17 protein-coding genes and 1 pseudogene are annotated in these 18,131 nt (G+C 72.3%); 2 read left to right on the forward strand and 16 right to left on the reverse strand.

Annotated features, from left to right (window positions below; all coding sequences use genetic code 11):
• Positions 1 to 12 precede the first annotated feature (12 nt).
• The 12 genes and pseudogenes from AC2YHB_RS08155 to AC2YHB_RS08210 all read right to left on the reverse strand — a co-directional run.
• Positions 13 to 450, reverse strand: a pseudogene (locus tag AC2YHB_RS08155) (GNAT family N-acetyltransferase); the annotation flags it as partial.
• A gap of 3 nt (positions 451 to 453) precedes the next feature.
• A complete protein-coding gene (locus tag AC2YHB_RS08160) occupies positions 454 to 972 on the reverse strand; it encodes a phage tail protein (protein WP_487353764.1) in 519 nt (172 codons plus the stop codon).
• A gap of 24 nt (positions 973 to 996) precedes the next feature.
• On the reverse strand, positions 997 to 1,503 hold the full coding sequence (locus AC2YHB_RS08165; RefSeq protein ID WP_179647483.1) for a phage tail protein: 507 nt from the start codon (positions 1,501 to 1,503) through the stop codon (positions 997 to 999).
• A gap of 13 nt (positions 1,504 to 1,516) precedes the next feature.
• Positions 1,517 to 2,017 (reverse strand): phage tail protein, encoded by a 501-nt coding sequence (locus AC2YHB_RS08170; protein ID WP_036546471.1) that lies wholly within the window; start codon positions 2,015 to 2,017, stop codon positions 1,517 to 1,519.
• A gap of 27 nt (positions 2,018 to 2,044) precedes the next feature.
• The gene (locus AC2YHB_RS08175; RefSeq protein ID WP_179647484.1) at positions 2,045 to 6,748 is read right to left on the reverse strand and encodes a beta strand repeat-containing protein; all 4,704 of its coding nucleotides are present in this window, start codon (positions 6,746 to 6,748) and stop codon (positions 2,045 to 2,047) included.
• 147 nt (positions 6,749 to 6,895) lie between these two features.
• Complete coding sequence (locus AC2YHB_RS08180; protein ID WP_306457082.1) at positions 6,896 to 8,194, reverse strand: SAM-dependent methyltransferase; 1,299 nt, start codon at positions 8,192 to 8,194, stop codon at positions 6,896 to 6,898.
• A gap of 2 nt (positions 8,195 to 8,196) precedes the next feature.
• Positions 8,197 to 9,561: an FAD-binding oxidoreductase gene (locus AC2YHB_RS08185; protein ID WP_036546478.1), complete on the reverse strand. Its 1,365-nt coding sequence runs from the start codon at positions 9,559 to 9,561 to the stop codon at positions 8,197 to 8,199.
• A 60-nt stretch (positions 9,562 to 9,621) separates the two neighbouring features.
• Entirely contained in the window at positions 9,622 to 10,239 is a 618-nt protein-coding gene (locus AC2YHB_RS08190) for a response regulator transcription factor (RefSeq protein WP_179647487.1), read from the reverse strand.
• Positions 10,236 to 11,342, reverse strand: coding sequence for a sensor histidine kinase (locus AC2YHB_RS08195; protein ID WP_179647488.1), 1,107 nt, complete (start codon positions 11,340 to 11,342; stop codon positions 10,236 to 10,238). Before AC2YHB_RS08195 ends, AC2YHB_RS08190 begins: the two co-directional genes overlap by 4 nt.
• Before the next feature lie 17 nt (positions 11,343 to 11,359).
• Complete coding sequence (locus AC2YHB_RS08200) at positions 11,360 to 12,142, reverse strand: ABC transporter permease (RefSeq protein WP_179647489.1); 783 nt, start codon at positions 12,140 to 12,142, stop codon at positions 11,360 to 11,362.
• Positions 12,139 to 13,047 carry an ABC transporter ATP-binding protein gene (locus AC2YHB_RS08205; RefSeq protein WP_179647490.1) on the reverse strand — a complete coding sequence of 303 codons (909 nt, stop codon included), beginning with the start codon at positions 13,045 to 13,047 and terminating at the stop codon, positions 12,139 to 12,141. Before AC2YHB_RS08205 ends, AC2YHB_RS08200 begins: the two co-directional genes overlap by 4 nt.
• Positions 13,048 to 13,161: 114 nt before the next feature.
• Entirely contained in the window at positions 13,162 to 13,506 is a 345-nt protein-coding gene (locus tag AC2YHB_RS08210; protein ID WP_036546489.1) for a hypothetical protein, read from the reverse strand.
• 33 nt (positions 13,507 to 13,539) lie between these two features.
• Between AC2YHB_RS08210 and AC2YHB_RS08215 the strand changes: the two genes are divergently transcribed.
• Together AC2YHB_RS08215 and AC2YHB_RS08220 are read left to right on the forward strand one after the other, a co-directional pair.
• Positions 13,540 to 13,827, forward strand: a complete 288-nt coding sequence (locus tag AC2YHB_RS08215; RefSeq protein WP_179647491.1) for a DUF1330 domain-containing protein — start codon at positions 13,540 to 13,542, stop codon at positions 13,825 to 13,827.
• 3 nt (positions 13,828 to 13,830) lie between these two features.
• The gene (locus AC2YHB_RS08220; RefSeq protein ID WP_179647492.1) at positions 13,831 to 14,754 is read left to right on the forward strand and encodes an MBL fold metallo-hydrolase; all 924 of its coding nucleotides are present in this window, start codon (positions 13,831 to 13,833) and stop codon (positions 14,752 to 14,754) included.
• Here the strand turns inward: AC2YHB_RS08220 and AC2YHB_RS08225 are convergent.
• From AC2YHB_RS08225 to AC2YHB_RS08240, 4 genes are all read right to left on the reverse strand, one after another.
• Entirely contained in the window at positions 14,741 to 16,039 is a 1,299-nt protein-coding gene (locus AC2YHB_RS08225) for a hemolysin family protein (protein ID WP_487353765.1), read from the reverse strand. The two genes, AC2YHB_RS08220 and AC2YHB_RS08225, sit on opposite strands and share 14 nt — an antisense overlap.
• Positions 16,040 to 16,058: 19 nt before the next feature.
• On the reverse strand, positions 16,059 to 16,520 hold the full coding sequence (gene ybeY / locus AC2YHB_RS08230; RefSeq protein ID WP_179647493.1) for an rRNA maturation RNase YbeY: 462 nt from the start codon (positions 16,518 to 16,520) through the stop codon (positions 16,059 to 16,061).
• The gene (locus AC2YHB_RS08235) at positions 16,517 to 17,617 is read right to left on the reverse strand and encodes a PhoH family protein (protein WP_179647494.1); all 1,101 of its coding nucleotides are present in this window, start codon (positions 17,615 to 17,617) and stop codon (positions 16,517 to 16,519) included. The genes ybeY and AC2YHB_RS08235 overlap by 4 nt, the downstream gene beginning before the upstream one ends.
• 108 nt (positions 17,618 to 17,725) lie before the next feature.
• Positions 17,726 to 18,070 (reverse strand): HIT domain-containing protein, encoded by a 345-nt coding sequence (locus AC2YHB_RS08240; RefSeq protein WP_036546504.1) that lies wholly within the window; start codon positions 18,068 to 18,070, stop codon positions 17,726 to 17,728.
• Positions 18,071 to 18,131 lie beyond the last annotated feature (61 nt).

The raw sequence follows: 18,131 nt of genomic DNA on the forward strand, positions 1-18,131 counted from the left end.
GCCGCGCTCGGCGACCGGACGGAAGCCGAGCCGCTCGTAGAGGGCACCCGCCGGATTGTGCACCTCGACGTGGATGCTCGCCGTGCGGCCCAGCGCCGCGGCCTCGGCGAGCACCTGCCGGAGCAGCGCGCTGCCGATGCCCCGGCCGCGGAACTCCGGGAGCAGGGCGATGTCGACGATCCGTACGTCGTCGTCGCGCACGTCGACGTACAGCCGGCCGGCCGGGCGCCCGTCCACCTCCACCACGTCGAAGCGACCGTGGGGGCTGGCGGCTCGGTAGTGGCGGTCCTGCGCGTCGTACTGCATCCGCACGAAGGCCTCACGCTGGCCCGGGGGCCAGGCGACCTGGTCGAGCTCGTCGGCGCGGCTGGCGGCGTACACGGCGACGAGGAGCTCGTGGTCGTCGGGTACGACGGCCCGCAGGCCCACCTGGGAGAGGACGGTGCTCACCGGTCAGCCCCGCGGCGGGAAGACGCCCTGCAGCGCGATGCAGAAGCTGAGCGTCAGGTAGGGCTGCATGTTGTTGTGCGGCTGGCTGCCGCCGGCCGTGGCGAGCGCACCGGGACCGAGGTCGGTGTCCGCGGTGGCCTGGTAGAGCGTGCCGCCGGTCGAGGTCGCCAGCGTCGAGAAGGCGCCCGGTGCGTTGGTGTCGGCCGGCTCGGGGCTCGTCCGCAGCTGGTGGCTGTGGGCCGGCATCTCCGACTCGATCAGCGTCACCGTCTCGGACCCGCTCTGCTCGCCGAGGTCGTGCAGGCTCAGCCCGGGGCCCTGTCCGGGGTGCATCGGCACGCTCCCCTGCAGGTCGGGCAGCGCGAAGGTGCTCTTGCCGTCGCCGCCGTAGGTCGTGCCGAGCAGCGAGAAGAGGGCGGTGTTCTGCGAGATGGGCAGCAGCTGTCCGTCGCAGAACGCCCAGCCGCGCGGGGCGAAGTTGAACGGGAAGATGCGGATCTCGGCCACGAACGGGTCGGCCATGGTCTCTGTCCTTCGGTTCCGGTCTCAGCTCGGGCTCGGGAAGATGCCGAAGAGCGAGATGATGAAGCTGATGCAGAGGTAGGGCTGCATGTTGGTGTGCGGCTGGCTGCCGCCGACGCCGCGCACGGCGCCGCCGGCCAGGCTCACCGCCGGCGCGTCGTTGATGTACGGCACCACGTTGAACGACATCGCGGGCAGGTTGCCGGTCGGGTCGACCTGGTTGCCGGGCAGGCCGTTGACGACCTGCAGGGGGTGCGTGTGGGACGGGATCTGGTTGGCCGTGAGGGTGACCTCCTCGACGCCTCCGGTCTCCGCCAGCACGAAGCCGTTGCCCTGGTGGACCGGGATCCGGCCGCGCAGGTCGGGCAGCGCGAAGGTGCTCTGGCCGTCGCCGCCGTAGGTCGTGCCGATCAGCTGGAACAGGGTCTCGTTCTCGCTGATCGGCAGGAGCTGGCCCTCGCAGAACATCCAGCCGGCCGGGGCGAAGTTCCCGCCGAACATGCGGATCTCGCCCACATAGGGTTGCGCCATCGCTCGTCGCTCCTCAGTCTCGGCTCGGGAAGATGCCCACGAGGGCGATGCAGAAGCTGATCGTCAGGAAGGGCTGCATGTTGAGGTGTGCCTGGCTCCCGCCGACGCCGGTCACCGTCGCCGGGGCCAGCGCGACCGTGCTCCCGCCCTCGCGGTAGACGTTGTTGCCGCCGCCGAGGTAGGCGCCCACGGGACTGGAGGTGCCGCCGGTCGCCGCGGTGGACGCCCGCACGAGGTGCGTGTGCTGGGGCAGCTCGGCGGCCGTCAGCGTGTGGGCCTGCTCCCCCGCCGCCTCGCCGAGCGTGTGCCCGTTGCCGGTGTGGATCGGGACCCGGCCGCGGAGGTCCGGGAGGGCGAAGGTCGTCTGGCCGTTGCCGCCGTACGTCGTACCGAGCAGCGAGAACAGCGCCTGGTTCTGGTTGATCGGCAGGAACTGCCCGTTGCAGAGCGCCCAGCCCTGCGGGGGGAAGACGATCGACATCAGGCGGATCTCGCCGAGGAAGGGTTCAGCCACGGTTGCTCCGTTTCTCGGTGTCGGGGATCAGGGAGTCGGGCACGCCGCACCACCCGTGTAGCCGCCGCCCCCGCTGCCGGACGTCCCGGTCGCGACGACGGTCGGGGCGCCGCCGTTGTTGCCGGAGACGAACGCCTGCACGGCCGCGTCGTCCCCGGCCGCGCCGCCGTAGCCGGGCAGGCGGATCGTGGTGAACTGGCGCTGGCGCAGCCGGATGTCGGCATCGACCGTCGGTGGTACCGAGTCGGCGCCGCTGGCGGCCAGCGTGTTGCCCGACACCGCGGCGCAGGCGAGGAAGGTGTCCCCCGGCACGGTGCCGATGTTGTAGTGGACGCCCTGCCGGGAGAAGCCGGTCAGCACGGTGCCCGGCTCGGCGATCGTGTTGCCCGTGATGGTGGTGTTGAAGGTGCCGGACTGCGCCGACGCGCCGCCGCCGGCCTGCACCAGGATGCCGTAGTTGTTGTAGCCGCGGACCTGGTTGCCGGTCACCGACCAGGTCGAGGTCCCGCCGCCGACGGTCTGCAGCAGGAGGCCGGAGCCGCCGGTCGAGCCGGAGTTGGCGACACCGCTGACGCCGATGGTGTTGTTGGCGAAGGTGCCCTGCTGCACCGACCCGCCGGCATCCTTGGCCACCGTCACGGCCGTGCCCGCCGCGTCGCGGAAGGAGTTGCCCGACAGGTTCAGCGTGGTCGTCCCGGCGGTGCCCGCCTGGAACAGGGTGACCCCGCCGCCACCGGTCGCGAGCGCCGGGTGGCTGTCGCTGAACGAGCTCCCCGTCACCACGAGGTCGCCCGTGCCACTCCCCCCGTGCGAGAACTGGAGCAGGTCGCCCTTGGCGCTCTCGAAGGTGCTGTCGGTGACGGTGACCTTCAACGCGGAGGCGCCGCTGGCGGACTCCACCGACAGTGCGTCGTTCGCCGGCCGGCTGCCGGCCGCCGGGAAGGTCACCTGGTCGAGTGTCAGGCGGTCCAGCGAACCGCCCGCGTTGGCGACCCGGAGGTTGTCCTCGAAGCCGCCGCTGATGACGGTGCCGGTGATCGACGCCGCACCGGTGAGGTCCGTGAGCAGGATGCTCGAGTCGTCGTACGGCGCCGCGCCGTTGTCGCCGTTGGCGCCGCCGACCACGCTGCTCGCGATGGTCAGGCCACGGACGCTGCTGCCCCGCACCGCGTAGTTGCTGTGGTCGTGGACCCACATCCGGGTCAGGCTCGGCGCCTGGGTGTCGTGCAGCACGATGCCGGTGCCCGTGGGCGTCGTGGACGCGCTGTCCGCCCCGGTCGTGGAGGCGATCTCCCCGCCCGTGCAACCAGTCGTGTCGGCCGGGGTGCAGGTGCCGCCCGTGCCGGTGACGGTCAGGGACCCCGCGGACCCGGTGGTGTCGAGCACGATGCCGTTGGTGGCGCCGCTGCTGCTGATCCGCTCGAAGGTGAGGCCACCGGCGCCGATGTCGGTGCTGACGACACCGAGTGCCCGGGCAGCTCCCGTGGTGATCCGGTTGCCGGCTCCGCTGACGACGAGCGTGCCGCTGCCGACCGCGTCGACGCCCTTGCCGGTCGTCGTGGTCACCACCAGCCCGCCACCGGTGAGCCGCAGCGCGTGACCGTCGCTCGACGCCATCGAGACGCCCGCGCCGGTGCCGGTGCTCAGCACCTTCGAGGCACCGGAGAGGACGGTGCTGCCCCCGGTGTTGCCACTGAGGCTGATGCCGCCCCCGGCGTCCGCGCCGTCGGTGATCGAGCCGCCGAGGGCGACGGTGCCGCCGGTCCGGCCGGTGACGTCCACGCTGGCGCCGGTCCCGTCCGCGATCGTCCCGCCCCAGGTCACGTCGCCGCTGCCGCCGTCGAGGTCGAACGCGACACCCGCCGCGCCGGTGATCGAGCCACCGTCGGCCGTGAAGGTCCCGGCCTGGAGTCCTTCGAGGTTGATGCCGTCGGTGGCGCTGTCGATCGAGGTCACCGCGTCGAGCGCGAGGTGGGCGCCCGGCGTGGCCGTGACGTCGACCGCCGGTGCGCCGCGGGTGGCGACCGTGGTCGTGCCCGTCGCGTTGAAGGTGACCGTGCCGGCGTTGGCGAGCCGGATGCCGGTGGAGCCGCCGCCTGCGCCCGTGGCGTCGGTGTTGTCGACGACCAGGTCGGTCACCGTGGAGGTGCCGGAGGTCCCGCTGAGCTCGAACGCCGGCTGCGTGCCGGCGGTGCCGGTGTCGACGATCCGGACGTCGGTCACGCTCACGCTGCCGTCGCCCGGCGAGCCGGCGATGCCGCTCCCGGCGCCGGACGGGTCGATGGCGACACCGGTCACCAGGTTGCCGGTGGCGAGGTCGACGACGTCGCCGCCCGTGCGGGTCAGCGCCGGCCGCTGGCCCGCGTCGCCGGCGACGAGCAGGTAGCCGTCGACCTCGAGGTCCGCCGCGGTCCCCACGAGCTGCTGGTCCGCCTTGAGCGCGACGCCCCCGTCGTAGCCGGTCGTGGAGCCGTCGCCCCGGGCGACGTACAGGGTCTGGCCGGCGGCGCTGGCGCTTACCGCCTGGGCCAGCGTGTCGAAGGGCGCGGTCGCGGTGCCGCTGTCGCCGGCGGCGTCGTTGTCGACGTACCAGACACAGCCGGCGAACTCGATGGTCGCGTCGGCCTGGCCCGTGGCGTCACCGTCGGTCAGCTCGTAGGTGAAGGTGTCGGGTGTCCCGGTGCACCCCGCGGGCGGGGTGTAGGTGAGGTCGCCGTCGGCCTCCAGGGTGACCGAGCCGCCCTGGTCGGTGGCGAGCGTGTCGGCGACGATGCTCACCGAGCCGGGCGTCTCGACGTCGGAGGCGGCGGCGAGCAGGTCGCCGGTGACCGTCTTGTGCGCGCCACCCACGACGGGCGCGCCGTCCGACGGGTCGTCGACGACGAGCGGGGTGTTGCCGATCGCGGCGCTGGCGGCGTCGAAGGTGACCTCCGCCGCCGTGGGGGCGTCGTTGACGCAGGTGACGTGGACGGCGACCGCGGCCGAGGAGCCGCCGGAGATCGTGTAGGTGAAGGTGTCGACGTCCGGCGACTCGTTGCAGTAGTTCGCGTCCGGCTCGTAGGTCACCGTGCCGCTGCTGAGGACGGCCGTGCCGTGCGCGGGCGGGCTGACCGCGGTGACCGTCGGGGACGCGCCGTCGCCGGCCTCGTCATTGCCGAGAAGGTCGAGCGTGGTCGGCGCGGCGTCCTCGGCGACCGTGACCTCGTCGTCGTGCGCGACGGCGGCGTCCTCGACGCAGCTGACCACCACGTTGACCGTGGCCGTGGACCCTCCGGGGGCGAGCGTGTAGGTGAAGGTGTCGGTCGTCGTACCGGGCGGGTCGTTGCAGTAGTCCGCAGCCGGTGCGTAGGTGAGGCCCGTGCCGCCGCCGGTGATGGCGACCGCACCGTTGGCGGGCTGGCTGGTCGCGGCGATGCCGACCGGACCTGCATCGACGTCGGTGTCGTTGGCCAGGACGGTGAGCGCGGTGGCCGCATCGTCCTCGTCGAGCAGGTACTCGTCGTCGACGGCGTGGGGCGCGTCATCGACGCAGGTGACCGCGACGGTGACCGTGGCCGGCGCACCACTCGGGCTGAGCCGGTAGGTGAACGCGTCGGGATCGGTCCCCGGCGGGGTGTTGCAGTAGTTCGCGTCGGGCGTGTAGGTCACCTCGCCGCCGGCCACCTCGGCCGATCCGTGGGCGGGCTGGCCGACCACCTCGGGTGCGAGGTCGTCGCCGTCGGCGTCGGTGTCGTTGGCGAGCACGTCCACGACCGCGGCGTCCACGTCCTCGGTGACCGTGACGTCGTCGTCGACCGCGACCGGCTCGTCCGGCGCACAGGTGATGTCGACCGTGACGTGGCCGGTGTCGCGGCGGCCGGTCGGGTCCTCGACGGTGTAGTCGAAGCCGGCGGCCGCGTCGCCGCACAGGTCGTCGTCGGGGGTGAAGCGGACCTCGCCGCCGGTGATCGCGACCGTTCCGCCGTCGGCGCCGGAGACGGCGACCACGGTGCGCACGCCGCCGTCCGCGTCGGTGTCGTTCGCGGCGGGGCTGCCGGGGCCGGTCAGCGGCAGGGTGAGGACGGTGTCCTCGAGCGTGCTGACGACGTCGTCGACCGCGACCGGTGCGTGCTCGGCCGGCGGCGGGTTGCCGGTAAGCGTGCGGGACTCGCAGGAGAACAGCTGGTCCGCGCGGTTGGCGTAGGCGCGGTCGTGGGAGCCGAGGCCGCACTCGAGGCGGTCGACCGTGGTCGCGGCGTCGACGTCGCGGAGCACGTCGTCCTCCGACCCGCCGATCAGCTTGTCCGTGCCGGATCCGCCGACGAGCTGGTCCGCGCCCGCGCCGCCGAAGACGACGTCGTCGCCCGGGCCGCCCGAGCCGGTGTCGTTGCCGGCCCGGCCGCGGAGCCAGTCGTTGCCCGCGCCGCCGGACATCCGGTCGGCGCCGGTCCCGCCGTACAGGCGGTCGGCGCCGTCACCGCCGTCGAGGACGTCATTGCCCGGGCCACCGCGGAGCACGTCGTTGCCGCCGCGTCCCGAGATGCGGTCGTTGCCGCCGAGGCCGCAGATCACGTCCGCCCGGGGCGTGCCGACCAGGACGTCATTGCCCGACGTGCCGGAGATCGTGCAGGGCAGCGCCGCCACCGGGACGGTGGGGACCGGCACCGAGCCGGCTCCCGATGCCAGCACCAACGCGGCACCGCCACCCCAGCTCGTGATGCGCAGGACCCAGCTCTTCGGAGCGTCGTTCATCCGGGTTTCCGTCCCTCACGGCACATGCACGTAGGTACGCCGGACCGGCGCCCCTCCCCCGCGGCTCACTGTGGCAGCGCGGTGGGGGCGCCGGGACCCGAATGCGCAAACCCGGGACCTAGGTCCCGACCGGCCCGGGCATCACGCCTACGCCCCGAAGTCGTGGCGCAGCGGGTATCCGCTGGTCCCGTCCTCCGTCTTCGTGGCGAGCACGTGGTGGAGCTGGATCTCGTTGCGGTCGAAGGCGATCCGCGAGCCCGCCATGTAGAGGCCCCACACCCGGGCCGTTCCCTCGTCGGTCTCCGCGACGCAGGCGTCCCAGTTGTCGGCGAGGTTCTTCGACCAACCGGCGAGGGTCCTCGCGTAGTGGACGCGGAAGTTCTCGTGGTGCTGGACCTCGAGGCCGGCGTCCTCGATGGCCGTCACGATCGTGCCGGACCCGGCGAGCTCCCCGTCGGGGAAGACGTAGCGGTCGATGAACGCGCCCGTGCTCTTGTCGATGTTGTCGTGGCGGGTGATGCAGTGGTTGAGCACGCGGCCCTGCGGCCTGAGCTTGCCGTTGATGAAGGAGAAGTACGCCGGGTAGTTGGCGATCCCGATGTGCTCGGTGAGGCCGATCGAGCTGACCGCGTCGAAGCCGGTCTCCTCCACGTCGCGGTAGTCGGAGTGGCGCACCTCGGCGAGGTGGTCGAGGCCCTGGCGCTTGATCTCCTCCTGCGCCCAGGTCGCCTGCTCGCGCGACAGGGTCACCCCCAGCGCCTTCACGCCGTAGTGCTTGGCGGCATGGCGCACCATGCCGCCCCAGCCGCAGCCGATGTCGAGCAGCCGGTCGCCCGCCTTCAGGCCGAGCTTGCGGCAGATCAGGTCGTACTTGTGGTCCTGCGCCTCCTCGAGGGTGGCGTCCTCGGTCGGGAAGACCGCACAGGTGTAGGTCATCGACGGCCCGAGGACGTGCTCGTAGAAGGTGTTGGACACGTCGTAGTGGTGGTGGATGGCATCGGCGTCACGCTCCTGCGAGTGCCGTCCCCAGCGGCCGAACGGGCTGGTCAACGAGCGCAGCCCCTCCAGGCGGTGCCGCCACGCGGGCAGGTGCTCCTGCGGCGGCGGGGGCGGGGGCACGAGGTGGCTGACGCCGAGCGCCCGGATCACGCCGACCAGCTCGCTCGGCTTCGGTACGCCGAAGTCGGTCGTGTCCTTGAGCAGGGAGAAGGCCTCGTAGGGGTCGCCCGGGTGGGCACCGTGCAGCACCAGGTCGCCGGCCACGTAGGCACGGGCGAGGCCCAGGTCGCCGGGCGCGGTCATGATGTAGGAGAGGCCGCGCTCGTTGACGAGCTCCAGGCCGTAGGGCTGGTCGAGCGGGCCGGCAGCGCTGCCGTCGTACGCCTTGAACCAGACGGGCAGGCCGCCCTTGAAGAGGGACTCGATCGTCGGTGCGATGCCCTGCATGGTCATCGGCTCCTCACCGCCTTGTCGTAGAGGGTCGTCAGTCGGTCGTCGGGGTCGTGCTGCCGCTTCACTGCGGCCAGGTGCGGGGTGTTGTAGAGCGCGTCGAAGGTCGCGCGGTCGTAGAAGGCGTCGGAGTAGAGGGACTTGTGGCCGCCGAGCTCGTGCACCTTCGCCTCGATCGCCCGGTTCCTCGGGGCATCCGCGGCCTCGGGGCCGACGTGGACGGTGCCCCAGAAGCCGACGTTGACGTAGAGCCGGCCGGGCTCGAGCGGGTAGAGCGGCCAGGCCCGGGTGGCGACCAGCGGGCACAGCCACACCGGCCGCATCCCGACCTCCTCGTCGAACCAGGCGAGGAACTCGGGCAGCCGCTCGACGGGCACCTCGATGTCCTGCACCACCCGCTCGCGCAGCGGCCGGCCCGCACGGCGGTCGAGCCGGTCGGCGATGCCGAAGCGGCGATCCAGGTGGAGCAGCTTCATGTAGACGTCGGAACGGCGCAGGCGCCGCGGCCAGAACCGCCGGATGCGGGGGTTCTGGGCACCGAAGGCCCCCGAGCACCAGAACCAGTCGGTGTCCCAGCGCCAGAGGTAGTCGTAGGCGGTCAGCCGGTCGCGGTCACAACGCTGGAGCGAACGGAAGTAGACGTCCTGCCCGGCGTAGTCGGAGGTGGGGCCCGCCTCGTCGGTCCACCGGGCGAGGGTGAGCACGTGCTCGTCCGGCCCGAACGAGACACCGTCGAGGCCGTGGACCGGCTCGCCGTCGTACTCCTGCGCGGCGGCGATCTCGGCGAGCGTCTTGGCCATCAGCGCAGCGTCGTCGAACCGGAGGTGGCGGATCGCGACATAGGGCGGCACCTTCTCCAGCTTGATCCGCAGCCGCGTCGCGTAGCCGAGCGAGCCGTAGGAGTTGGGGAAGGCGTCGAACAGCTCGTCGCCCGGCCGCGTCGTGACGACCTCGCCGGCACCGGTGAAGACGTCCATCTCGAGCACCGACTCGTGCGGCAGGCCCAGCCGGAAGCTGCTCGACTCGATGCCGAGGCCGGTGACCGCGCCGCCGAGCGTGATCGTGCGCAGCTGCGGGACGACATGGGGCACCAGGCCGTGCGGCAGGGTCGCGTCGACGAGGGCCTCGTAGGTGCACATGCCCTGCACCTCTGCGACCGGCCCGTCGGGACTGTCGGGGAGCACCTCGATCACGCCGTCGAGGCCGGAGACGTCGAGCCCGGGGGCCGAGGTCTGCGCCCTCGCGCGGAACAGGTTGGTCGTGCGCTTCGCCAGTCGCACCGTCTCCCCCGGAGGGATGGCGGCGTACGACGACGCGAGCCTTGTGACGGCACCTTCGTGCTGGTGCCAGCCTCGATCTGCCACGTTCCGCAACCTACCCTCGCTCCCGCTCCGGTGACATCCGCGTTTTTGCGCAACCTGCACTCACAGCCATCCATTCCCCTCCGCGACGAGGACCGCCTCGGCCCGATTGCCCGCCCCGGTCTTGCCGATCGCGCCGGACAGGTGGTTGCGCACCGTGCCCTCGGACAGGAACAGCCGCGACGCGATCGCGGCCACCGACGAGCCGTCCCGTGCCGCGCGCAGCACGTCGGTCTCGCGGGCGGTCAGCGGCGACTCCCCGCTGACCAGCGAGTCGGTGGCAAGAGCCGGGTCGACGACCCGCAGGCCCTGGTGGACGCGCCGCACCGCGTCGGCGAGCTGCGAGGCCGGGGTGTCCTTGACGACGAAGCCCGAGGCGCCGGCCTGCAGCGCGCGACGCAGGTAGCCGGGCCTCCCGAACGTGGTCACCACCAGCACCCGGGTCTGCGGGCTGGCGGCACGCACCGCCGCACAGGCCTCGATCCCGTCCATGCCCGGCATCTCCACGTCCATGAGTACGACGTCCGGCCGCTCGCTGCGCGCGAGGGCCACCGCCTCCTCGCCCGTCCCCGCCTCGGCCACCACCTCGATGTCGGGCTCGAGTCCGAGCAGCGCCGAGAGCGCCCCGCGGACCAGCGCCTGGTCGTCGGCGAGGACCAGCCGGATCGCTGCCGCGGTCATCGGGCCTCCACCACCAGCGACCAGCCGGGGTCGAGGCGGCGGGTGACGAGGCGGGCACCCGCCGCGGACGCCCGCTCCTGCAGGCCGGTCAGGCCCGAGCCGGGCACGTCGTCGCCCATCGGCCCGCGTCCGTCGTCGCGGACCTCGGCCCGGGTCGGCGCCAGCGCCACCGTGCAGCGGCGGGCGCCGGAGTGGCGGATCACGTTGGTCACTCCTTCGCGGACGGTCCAGGCGAACAGCTCCCGCAGCTCGGTCGGCACGTCGTCGGTGCTGTTGGGCAGGGTCGCCTCGATCTCGGCGGCCTCGAGCGCGGTGCGGGCGCGCGCCAGCTCCGCCGGCAGGCTGAGGTCGCGGTAGCCCTGCACCGCCCGTCGTACGTCGGCGAGGGCGTCGCGGCTGAGCCGCTCGAGGTCGGCGAGCTCGGCCCGGGTGCGGTCGACGTCGACGTCGAGCATCCGGCCCGCGAGCTCGGCCTTGATCGTGATCACGGTCAGCGAGTGGCCGAGGATGTCGTGCAGGTCGCGGGCCAGGCGGGTGCGCTCGCGCTCGGCGGCCAGCTCCGCACTGGCCTCGTGGGCGCGGATCAGCTCGATGTTGCGGTTCATCATGGAGCGCACGCCGAAGACGGCGAGGGAGGCGGCGACGACCGAGAAGGCCAGCCACGGACTGTGCTCCCAGCCCGGCACGGTCACCCCGGTGACCAGCACCGCGGCGGCCAGCGCCAGCACGACGGGTACGAAGACGACGTACGGGAAGAGCATCACGACCGCGACCGCGAGGTAGACCACGCTGGCGGTCCCGACCTGCCCCAGCGCCGCCACCATCACCGCGGCCAGGCCGGTCAGCGCCGCGGTCCAGGCGATGCGGTGCGCCGGCGGCGGCGCCGTGGCCAGACGGGCCCGTCCCGTCCGCAGGGCGACCCAGAGGCCCAGGTAGGTCGCCGCGAAGGTGAGCGTCGCGACCAGCCCGAGCCAGGCGTGCGCGGCCGGCAGCTCGGTCCAGGCCGCCCGGACCGGGTCGATCAGGAACGCCAGCCAGATCGCGGCGAACAACGGTCCGAGCCGCCCGAGTGGGCGCTGGGGAAGCTGTCCCGGGGAGTCCACGATGGTCACGCTAGTGGTCACACGCGGGCCGTGTCCTTGCTCATCCGCCACGCCGCGCCGGCGACGAAGACGGCGAACCAGGCGACGGCGTTGACGACGGCGAACCACGGCAGCTCGTGGGTCAGCGGCCAGCGCGCGATCTCCGCGACGCCGTACATCGGCGTCCAGTAGGCGATGTGGCGCACCATCTCGGAGTAGTCGTCGAGCGGGATGAAGACGCCGCCGAGGAAGGACAGCAGCGCCAGGCCGGGGCCGAGGACCTGCATGGCGTTCTCGCCCGGCACGACGTAGCCGACGAAGACACCGAGCGCCGCGAAGGTCAGGGTGCAGAACAGCGTCACGACGGCGCAGCCGACCCAGACGTGCACCGGCATCTCCGCCTTGCCCTGCGCGGCGCCGACCACGTTCACCGACGCGACCGCGAGGGCTCCCATGACGAGGGCGACCAGCGCCTTCATCAGGATGTAGACGACCGGGTTGAGCGGCGTCAGGCGCAGCTGGCGCGACCAGCCCAGCGAGCGCTCCAGCGCGACCATCGAGCCACCGGCTGCCGCGGTGAGGGCGGCGCCGTAGAGGGCCATGGAGGCGAGGATGTACGCCGCCACGTTGCCGCTCCCGGCCCTCTCGTCCCAGCCCTGCTGGCCTCCGAACGCGAGCAGCATCGCCGCCGGGAAGACCAGCGTGAAGATGATCGTGCGGCGGTTGCGCAGCATGCGGCGCAGCTCGATCGCCAGCACGGTGAGGTTGAACCCGCCCATCGGCGGCACCCGGCGGGCGGCCGGGTCGAAGGTGGTGCTCATCGGTTGTCTCCCGTCAGGCTGAGGAACGCCTCTTCGATGCCCGCGGCCGTGATCTCCAGGTCGCGGGCGGTGGTCTCGGTGAGCAGATGGCGGGCGACGGCGTCGCTGTCCTTGGCCCGCACGATCAGGGTCTCGCCGCGGGTCTCCACGCCCTCGACGCCGCCGAGGGCGGCGATCCGCTCGACGGTGGCCGGGTCGGCGCCGGGCAGGTGGGCGCGCAGCGTGCGTCCGCTCGCCAGCGCGCGGATCTCGGGGCCGGAGCCGTCGGCGACGACCTTGCCCCTGCTCACGAGGACGATCCGGTCGGCGTACTGGTCGGCCTCCTCGAGGTAGTGCGTCGCGAAGAGCACCGTGCGGCCGGTGTCGAGGTCGGCCCTGATCGCCGACCAGAAGGTACGACGCCCCTCGACGTCCATCCCGGTGGTCGGCTCGTCGAGCAGCAGCAGCGCGGGGTCGGAGAGCAGCGCCATCGCGAACCGGAGCCGCTGCTGCTCGCCGCCCGAGCACTTGCCGACCTTGCGAGAGGAGATGCCGGCGATCCCGGCCTTCTCCAGCACCTCGTCCACCGGGCGGGTGTCGGTGAACAGGCTGGCCGTGTAGGCGACCGTCTCGCGCACGGTGAGGTCCTTGAGCAGGCCGCCGGTCTGCATCACCGCGGCCACGAGGCCGCGGGCGATGGCCTTGCGCGGCTCCATGCCGAGCACCTCGACGGTGCCGCTGGTCGGCCGGGTGAGGCCGAGGACCATGTCGATCGTCGTGGTCTTGCCGGCGCCGTTCGGGCCGAGGAAGGCCACGATCTCGCCGGGATGGAGCTCCAGGTCGATCCCGCGCACCGCGTGGACCTGCCCGAAGTCCTTGGTCACCCCGGCCAGCCGGACGGCCGGAAGCATCGGATCTGTCGTCATGCCTCCAGCGTGGCCGCGGGACGTCCCCGCGACCTCGCCCGGTCGTCACGACCCGGGCATGACATCTGTCATGGGGTCGTCACGGCGTCATGGGGTCATGGAGTCACGCGGACGTCACGCGGTGTGGGTCGCGCCGATCGTGCCGCGGGCGTCGCCGACGTGGACCGTGACGCCCCCGGGACCGGCGAAGTCCGCCAGCACCGCGGCGTCCGGCTCGGTGAGGTCCTGCGCGTCGCCGAGCACCACGCACGCGTCGACGCCGGTCGAGCCGGACGCGACGGCCATCGCCACCACCGCCTGGACCGCGGTCAGCTGGAGCGACGGGAGCGCCACCGTGGCAGCGGCGTACGTGCGTCCGTCGGTGTCGCGCACCGCCGCGCCCTCGGCGGCCTGGATGCGCGCCCGCGTGGCGCGGGCGAGGGTGACGAGCTTCTTGTCCTCGGCGGAGAGGTCGGTCATGCAGCGATTGTCCCAGCACGGCAGGATGAGCCCATGCCTGCCTACTGGATCAGCAACTACCGGGAAGTCCTCGACGCGGACAAGCTGGCCGCCTACGCCGCGCTCGCCGGACCGGCGCTCATCGAGGCCGGGGGCACCTTCCTCGCGCGCGGGATCCCGGAGAAGGTCTACGAGGCCGGCCTCGAGCAGCGCTGCGTGCTGATCGAGTTCGAGAGCGTCGAGGCGGCGCTGGCGGCCCACGACTCGCCGGAGTACCAGAAAGCGCTGGAGGCACTCGACGACGGCGCGGTGCGCGACCTGCGGATCGTGCCCGGGGTCTGACCCGTGCGCGCCCGCCTCGGTCGCCCTGACCTCGCGCGGTACGCCGACCGGTTCGACGTCCCCGAGGCCGAGGGCGCCTTCGCGACCACCTTCCTGGGCGTCTCGACGGTGCTGGTCGACGACGGGGAGACGGCGCTGCTCACCGACGGCTACTTCTCGCGGCCGTCGATGGGCCGGGTGCTGCTCGGCCGGCTCGCACCCGACGACGCCCGCATCGACGCCGCGTTGCGCCGGGCCGGGATCGACCAGCTGGCCGTGGTGGCGCCGGTGCACACGCACTTCGACCACGCGCTCGACTCCCCCGCCGTCGTACGACGGACCGGCGCCGTGCTCGCCGGCGGATCCTCGGCAGCCCACATCGGCCGTGGCTCCGGGCTGCCCGAGGACCGCATCCTCGAGGTGGTGCCCGGTGAGCCCCACAGCTTCGGCTCCTTCACGCTGACCTGGCTGGAGTCGGAGCACTGCCCGCCGGACCGCTACCCGGGCACGATCGACGCACCGGTGGTGCCGCCGACGCGGGCCGGCGCCTACCGGTGCGGCGAGGCCTGGTCGATCCTCGTGGAGCACACGAGCGGCCGCACCGCACTGATCCAGGGCAGCGCCGGCTTCCGCGCCGGGGCACTGTCCGGCCGGAAGGCCGACGTGGTCTACCTCGGGGTCGGGCAGCTCGGCGTGCAGGACCGCGACTACCTGCGCACCTACTGGGCCGAGACGGTCGAGGCGACCGGGGCCAGCGAGGTGGTGCTGCTGCACTGGGACGACTTCTTCCGGCCGCTGCACCTGCCGCTGCGGGCACTGCCCTACGCCGGTGACGACCTCGACGTGACGATGGAGGTCCTCACCGACCTGGCGCGACGCCAGCGGGTCGGCCTCCACCTCCCGACGCTGTGGCGTCGGGAGGACCCGTGGGCGATCAGTCCTCGGTGAGCCGGTCGCCCTCGACCACCCGCGAGATCAGCACGGTGCCGATCTTGTTGCGCCGGCCGGCGGCCTGCTCGGCCTCGAAGCGCAGGCCGTGGGCCTCGACGACGGAGCCCGGGATCGGCACCCGGCCCAGGTGCTTGGCGAGCAGACCGCCGACCGAGTCGACGTCCTCCTCCTCGATGTCGAAGCCGAAGATCTCGTCGAGGTCGTCGACCGGGTAGCGCGAGGAGACGCGCACCGGCCCCTCGGCACCCTCGAGGTGCTCGACCTCGACCTCGGCCTCGTCGAACTCGTCGGTGATCTCGCCGACGATCTCCTCGAGCAGGTCCTCGATCGTGATCAGGCCGGCCGTCCCGCCGTACTCGTCGACGACGATGGCGACGTGCTGGCGGCGCGCCTGCATCTCGCGGAGCAGGTCGTCGACCGGCTTCGACTCGGGCACCCAGTGCACCGGGCGCATGATCTCCTCAACCGGTTGGGTGAGCTCGACGTCGGGGTCCTCGAAGTCGCGGCGGACGACGTCCTTGAGATAGGCGAAGCCGCGGACGTCGTCGAGGTTCTCCCCGATGACCGGCATCCGCGAGAAGCCCGAGCGCAGGAAGAGCGACTTGGTCTGGCGGAGGTTCTTGTACGCCTCGATGTAGACGACGTCGCCGCGCGGCACCATCACCTCGCGCACGGTCGTGTCGCCGAGCTCGAAGACGGAGTGGATCATCTTCCGCTCGTCGGCCTCGATCAGCTCCGAGGCCTCGGCGATGTCGACCAGCTCCCGCAGCTCGGTCTCGGTGGAGAACGGGCCCTCGCGGAAGCCCTTGCCGGGCGTGATCGCGTTGCCGACGAGGATCAGCAGGCGCGGGACCGGGCCGAGGACCGTGGTCAGCGCGGAGAGCGGCCAGGCCGACCAGATCGCGACCGTCTCGGCGTGCTGGCGCCCCACGGTGCGCGGCGCGACACCGATGACGACGAAGGAGACGACGAGCATGACGCCGATCGCGAGCCCGGCGCGCGTCAGCCAGGACGCGTCGACGCGCTCGTCGATGTGCAGGGTGACCACGACGATGGCCGCGATCTCGCACAGCAGCTGCAGGAGCAGGGCGGTGTTGAGGTGTCGCGGCGCGTCCTCGAGTACGACGACCAGGCGCCGCGCACCACCGCGCCCCTCCTGCAGCAGCTCCTGCGCGCGGGCGCGCGAGAACCCGGCGAGGGCCGCGTCGGCCGCGGCGAAGAGTCCGGCGAGGACCACGAGGACGGCCGCTGCGACGAGCGGCCAGAGACTGCCGGCGATCATGCCTTCCCCCGACCCGGCGTCAGGAGGCGGCCAGGTGGGCGCGCCACTGGGCGAGCAGCTGGTCCTGCAGCCCGAACATCACCTTGTGCTCCTCGGGCTCCGCGTGGTCGTAGCCCAGCAGGTGGAGGATGCCGTGGGTCGTGAGCAGCTCGAGCTCGGCGAGCGTGCCGTGGCCGGCCTCGGCCCCCTGCTTCTCGGCGACGGACACGCACAGGACCAGGTCGCCGAGGACGCCCTCCTCGGGCTCCTCGTTGACCTTGCCGGGACGCAGCTCGTCCATGGGGAAGGCGAGCACGTCGGTCGGCCCCTCCTTCTCCATCCACTTGCCGTTGAGCTCGGCGATGGTGGCCTCGTCGACGGCCGTGATGCACAGCTCGGCGAGCGGGTGCACCCGCATCTGGTCCATCACGAAGCGGGCGAGCCGCGAGAAGTGCTTCACGTCGAACCCGGAGCCGGACTCGTCGAGGATCTCGATGCTCACTCCGTGGGGTCCTTCTGCTCGGTCTTCGGCTCGGTCTTCTGCTCGGTCTTCGCGGGCTTGTCGGTGACGGTGTCGAAGCGGCGGTTCTGGCGGACCTCCCGCTGCGCCTCCTTCTTCGCGTCGAACTCGTCGTAGGCCGCCACGATCCGCGCGACCAGCTTGTGCCGGACGACGTCGTGGCTGGTGAGCCGGACGAAGGCGAGGTCGTCGACGCCGTCGAGGATGCCCTCGACGATCCGCAGGCCGGACTGCGTGCCGGACGGCAGGTCGACCTGGGTGACGTCGCCGGTCACCACGATCTTCGAGCCGAAGCCGAGCCGGGTCAGGAACATCTTCATCTGCTCGGGCGTGGTGTTCTGCGCCTCGTCGAGGATGATGAAGGAGTCGTTGAGCGAGCGACCACGCATGTAGGCCAGCGGCGCGACCTCGATCGTGCCGGCGGCGAGCAGCTTGGGGATCGACTCGGGGTCGAGCATGTCGTGCAGGGCGTCGTACAGGGGACGCAGGTAGGGGTCGATCTTCTCGCTCAGCGTGCCGGGCAGGTAGCCGAGCCGCTCGCCGGCCTCGACCGCCGGTCGGGTCAGGATGATCCGGGTGACCTGCTTGGCCTGCAGCGCCTGGACGGCCTTGGCCATCGCGAGATAGGTCTTGCCCGTGCCGGCCGGGCCGATGCCGAAGGTGATCGTGTGGTTGTCGATCGTCTCGACGTAGCGCTTCTGGTTGAGCGTCTTCGGGCGGATCGACCGGCCGCGGTTGCTCAGGATGTTGACCGAGAGCACGTCGGCGGGCCGCTCGGACGTGGACGTCTGCGCGCGCAGCATCGCCTCGACGCGCTCGACGACCTCGGGCGTGATGCCCTGGCCGGTGCGCAGGATCGCGACGAGCTCCTCGATGAGCTTCTCCGCGAGCTCCAGCTCGTGGGGGTCGCCGCTGAGGGTGACCCGGTTGCCGCGGACGTGGACCTGGACGCCGAACTGCTTCTCGATGATGCCGAGGTGCTCGTCACCGGGACCGAAGAGCGTGACCATGTCGATGCTGTTCGGCACGACGACGGTGTGCCGGGTGGCGGTGATCGGGGTGGGGGTGGAGTCGGTCATGGATGCCCGGGGCGGGCGGCCTTTCAGTACGGCGGTCGGTCTCCTCCATGCTACGGGAGGGACCACGCCGCGCCCACTCGTTTGTCAGCGCGGAGGTCAGCGCGGAGGTCAGCCCGGGGGCCAGTTCAGCGGCCGGCCGGCGATCACGTGGCAGTGCGTGTGGAAGACGGTCTGCTGGGCGCCGGCGCCGGTGTTGAAGACGAGCCGGTAGTCGTCGTACCCCTCGGCGGCGGCGACGGCCCTCGCGGTGGCCGGGATCTCGGCGAAGGTCGCGGCGTCGGCGGCGGCCGTCGCGGCGGCGTTGGGCTCGTGGTCGCGCGGGATCACCAGCACGTGCAGGGGCGCCTGCGGGTTGATGTCGCGGAACGCGATGGTGCGCTCGCCCTCGTGGACGATCTCGGCCGGGATGTCGCCGGCGACGATCTTGCAGAACAGGCAGTCCGGGTCGCTCACCCGGCCACCCTCGCAGATCGTTGCGAAACGGTGTCAACCGGTTCCACCGCTGGCGCGTGGA

Source organism: Nocardioides sp. SRI_004, from assembly GCF_057586415.1.

Excerpts from the sequence above, each read along its gene's own strand:
- AC2YHB_RS08160 (WP_487353764.1), bottom strand. The coding sequence starts at position 972 with ATGGCCGACCCGTTCGTGGCCGAGATCCGCATCTTCCCGTTCAACTTC.
- AC2YHB_RS08165 (WP_179647483.1), bottom strand. The coding sequence starts at position 1,503 with ATGGCGCAACCCTATGTGGGCGAGATCCGCATGTTCGGCGGGAACTTC.
- AC2YHB_RS08175 (WP_179647484.1), bottom strand. The coding sequence starts at position 6,748 with ATGAACGACGCTCCGAAGAGCTGGGTCCTGCGCATCACGAGCTGGGGT.
- AC2YHB_RS08180 (WP_306457082.1), bottom strand. The coding sequence starts at position 8,194 with ATGCAGGGCATCGCACCGACGATCGAGTCCCTCTTCAAGGGCGGCCTG.
- AC2YHB_RS08190 (WP_179647487.1), bottom strand. The coding sequence starts at position 10,239 with ATGACCGCGGCAGCGATCCGGCTGGTCCTCGCCGACGACCAGGCGCTG.
- AC2YHB_RS08200 (WP_179647489.1), bottom strand. The coding sequence starts at position 12,142 with ATGAGCACCACCTTCGACCCGGCCGCCCGCCGGGTGCCGCCGATGGGC.
- AC2YHB_RS08205 (WP_179647490.1), bottom strand. The coding sequence starts at position 13,047 with ATGACGACAGATCCGATGCTTCCGGCCGTCCGGCTGGCCGGGGTGACC.
- AC2YHB_RS08210 (WP_036546489.1), bottom strand. The coding sequence starts at position 13,506 with ATGACCGACCTCTCCGCCGAGGACAAGAAGCTCGTCACCCTCGCCCGC.
- AC2YHB_RS08215 (WP_179647491.1), top strand. The coding sequence starts at position 13,540 with ATGCCTGCCTACTGGATCAGCAACTACCGGGAAGTCCTCGACGCGGAC.
- AC2YHB_RS08225 (WP_487353765.1), bottom strand. The coding sequence starts at position 16,039 with ATGATCGCCGGCAGTCTCTGGCCGCTCGTCGCAGCGGCCGTCCTCGTG.
- AC2YHB_RS08235 (WP_179647494.1), bottom strand. The coding sequence starts at position 17,617 with ATGACCGACTCCACCCCCACCCCGATCACCGCCACCCGGCACACCGTC.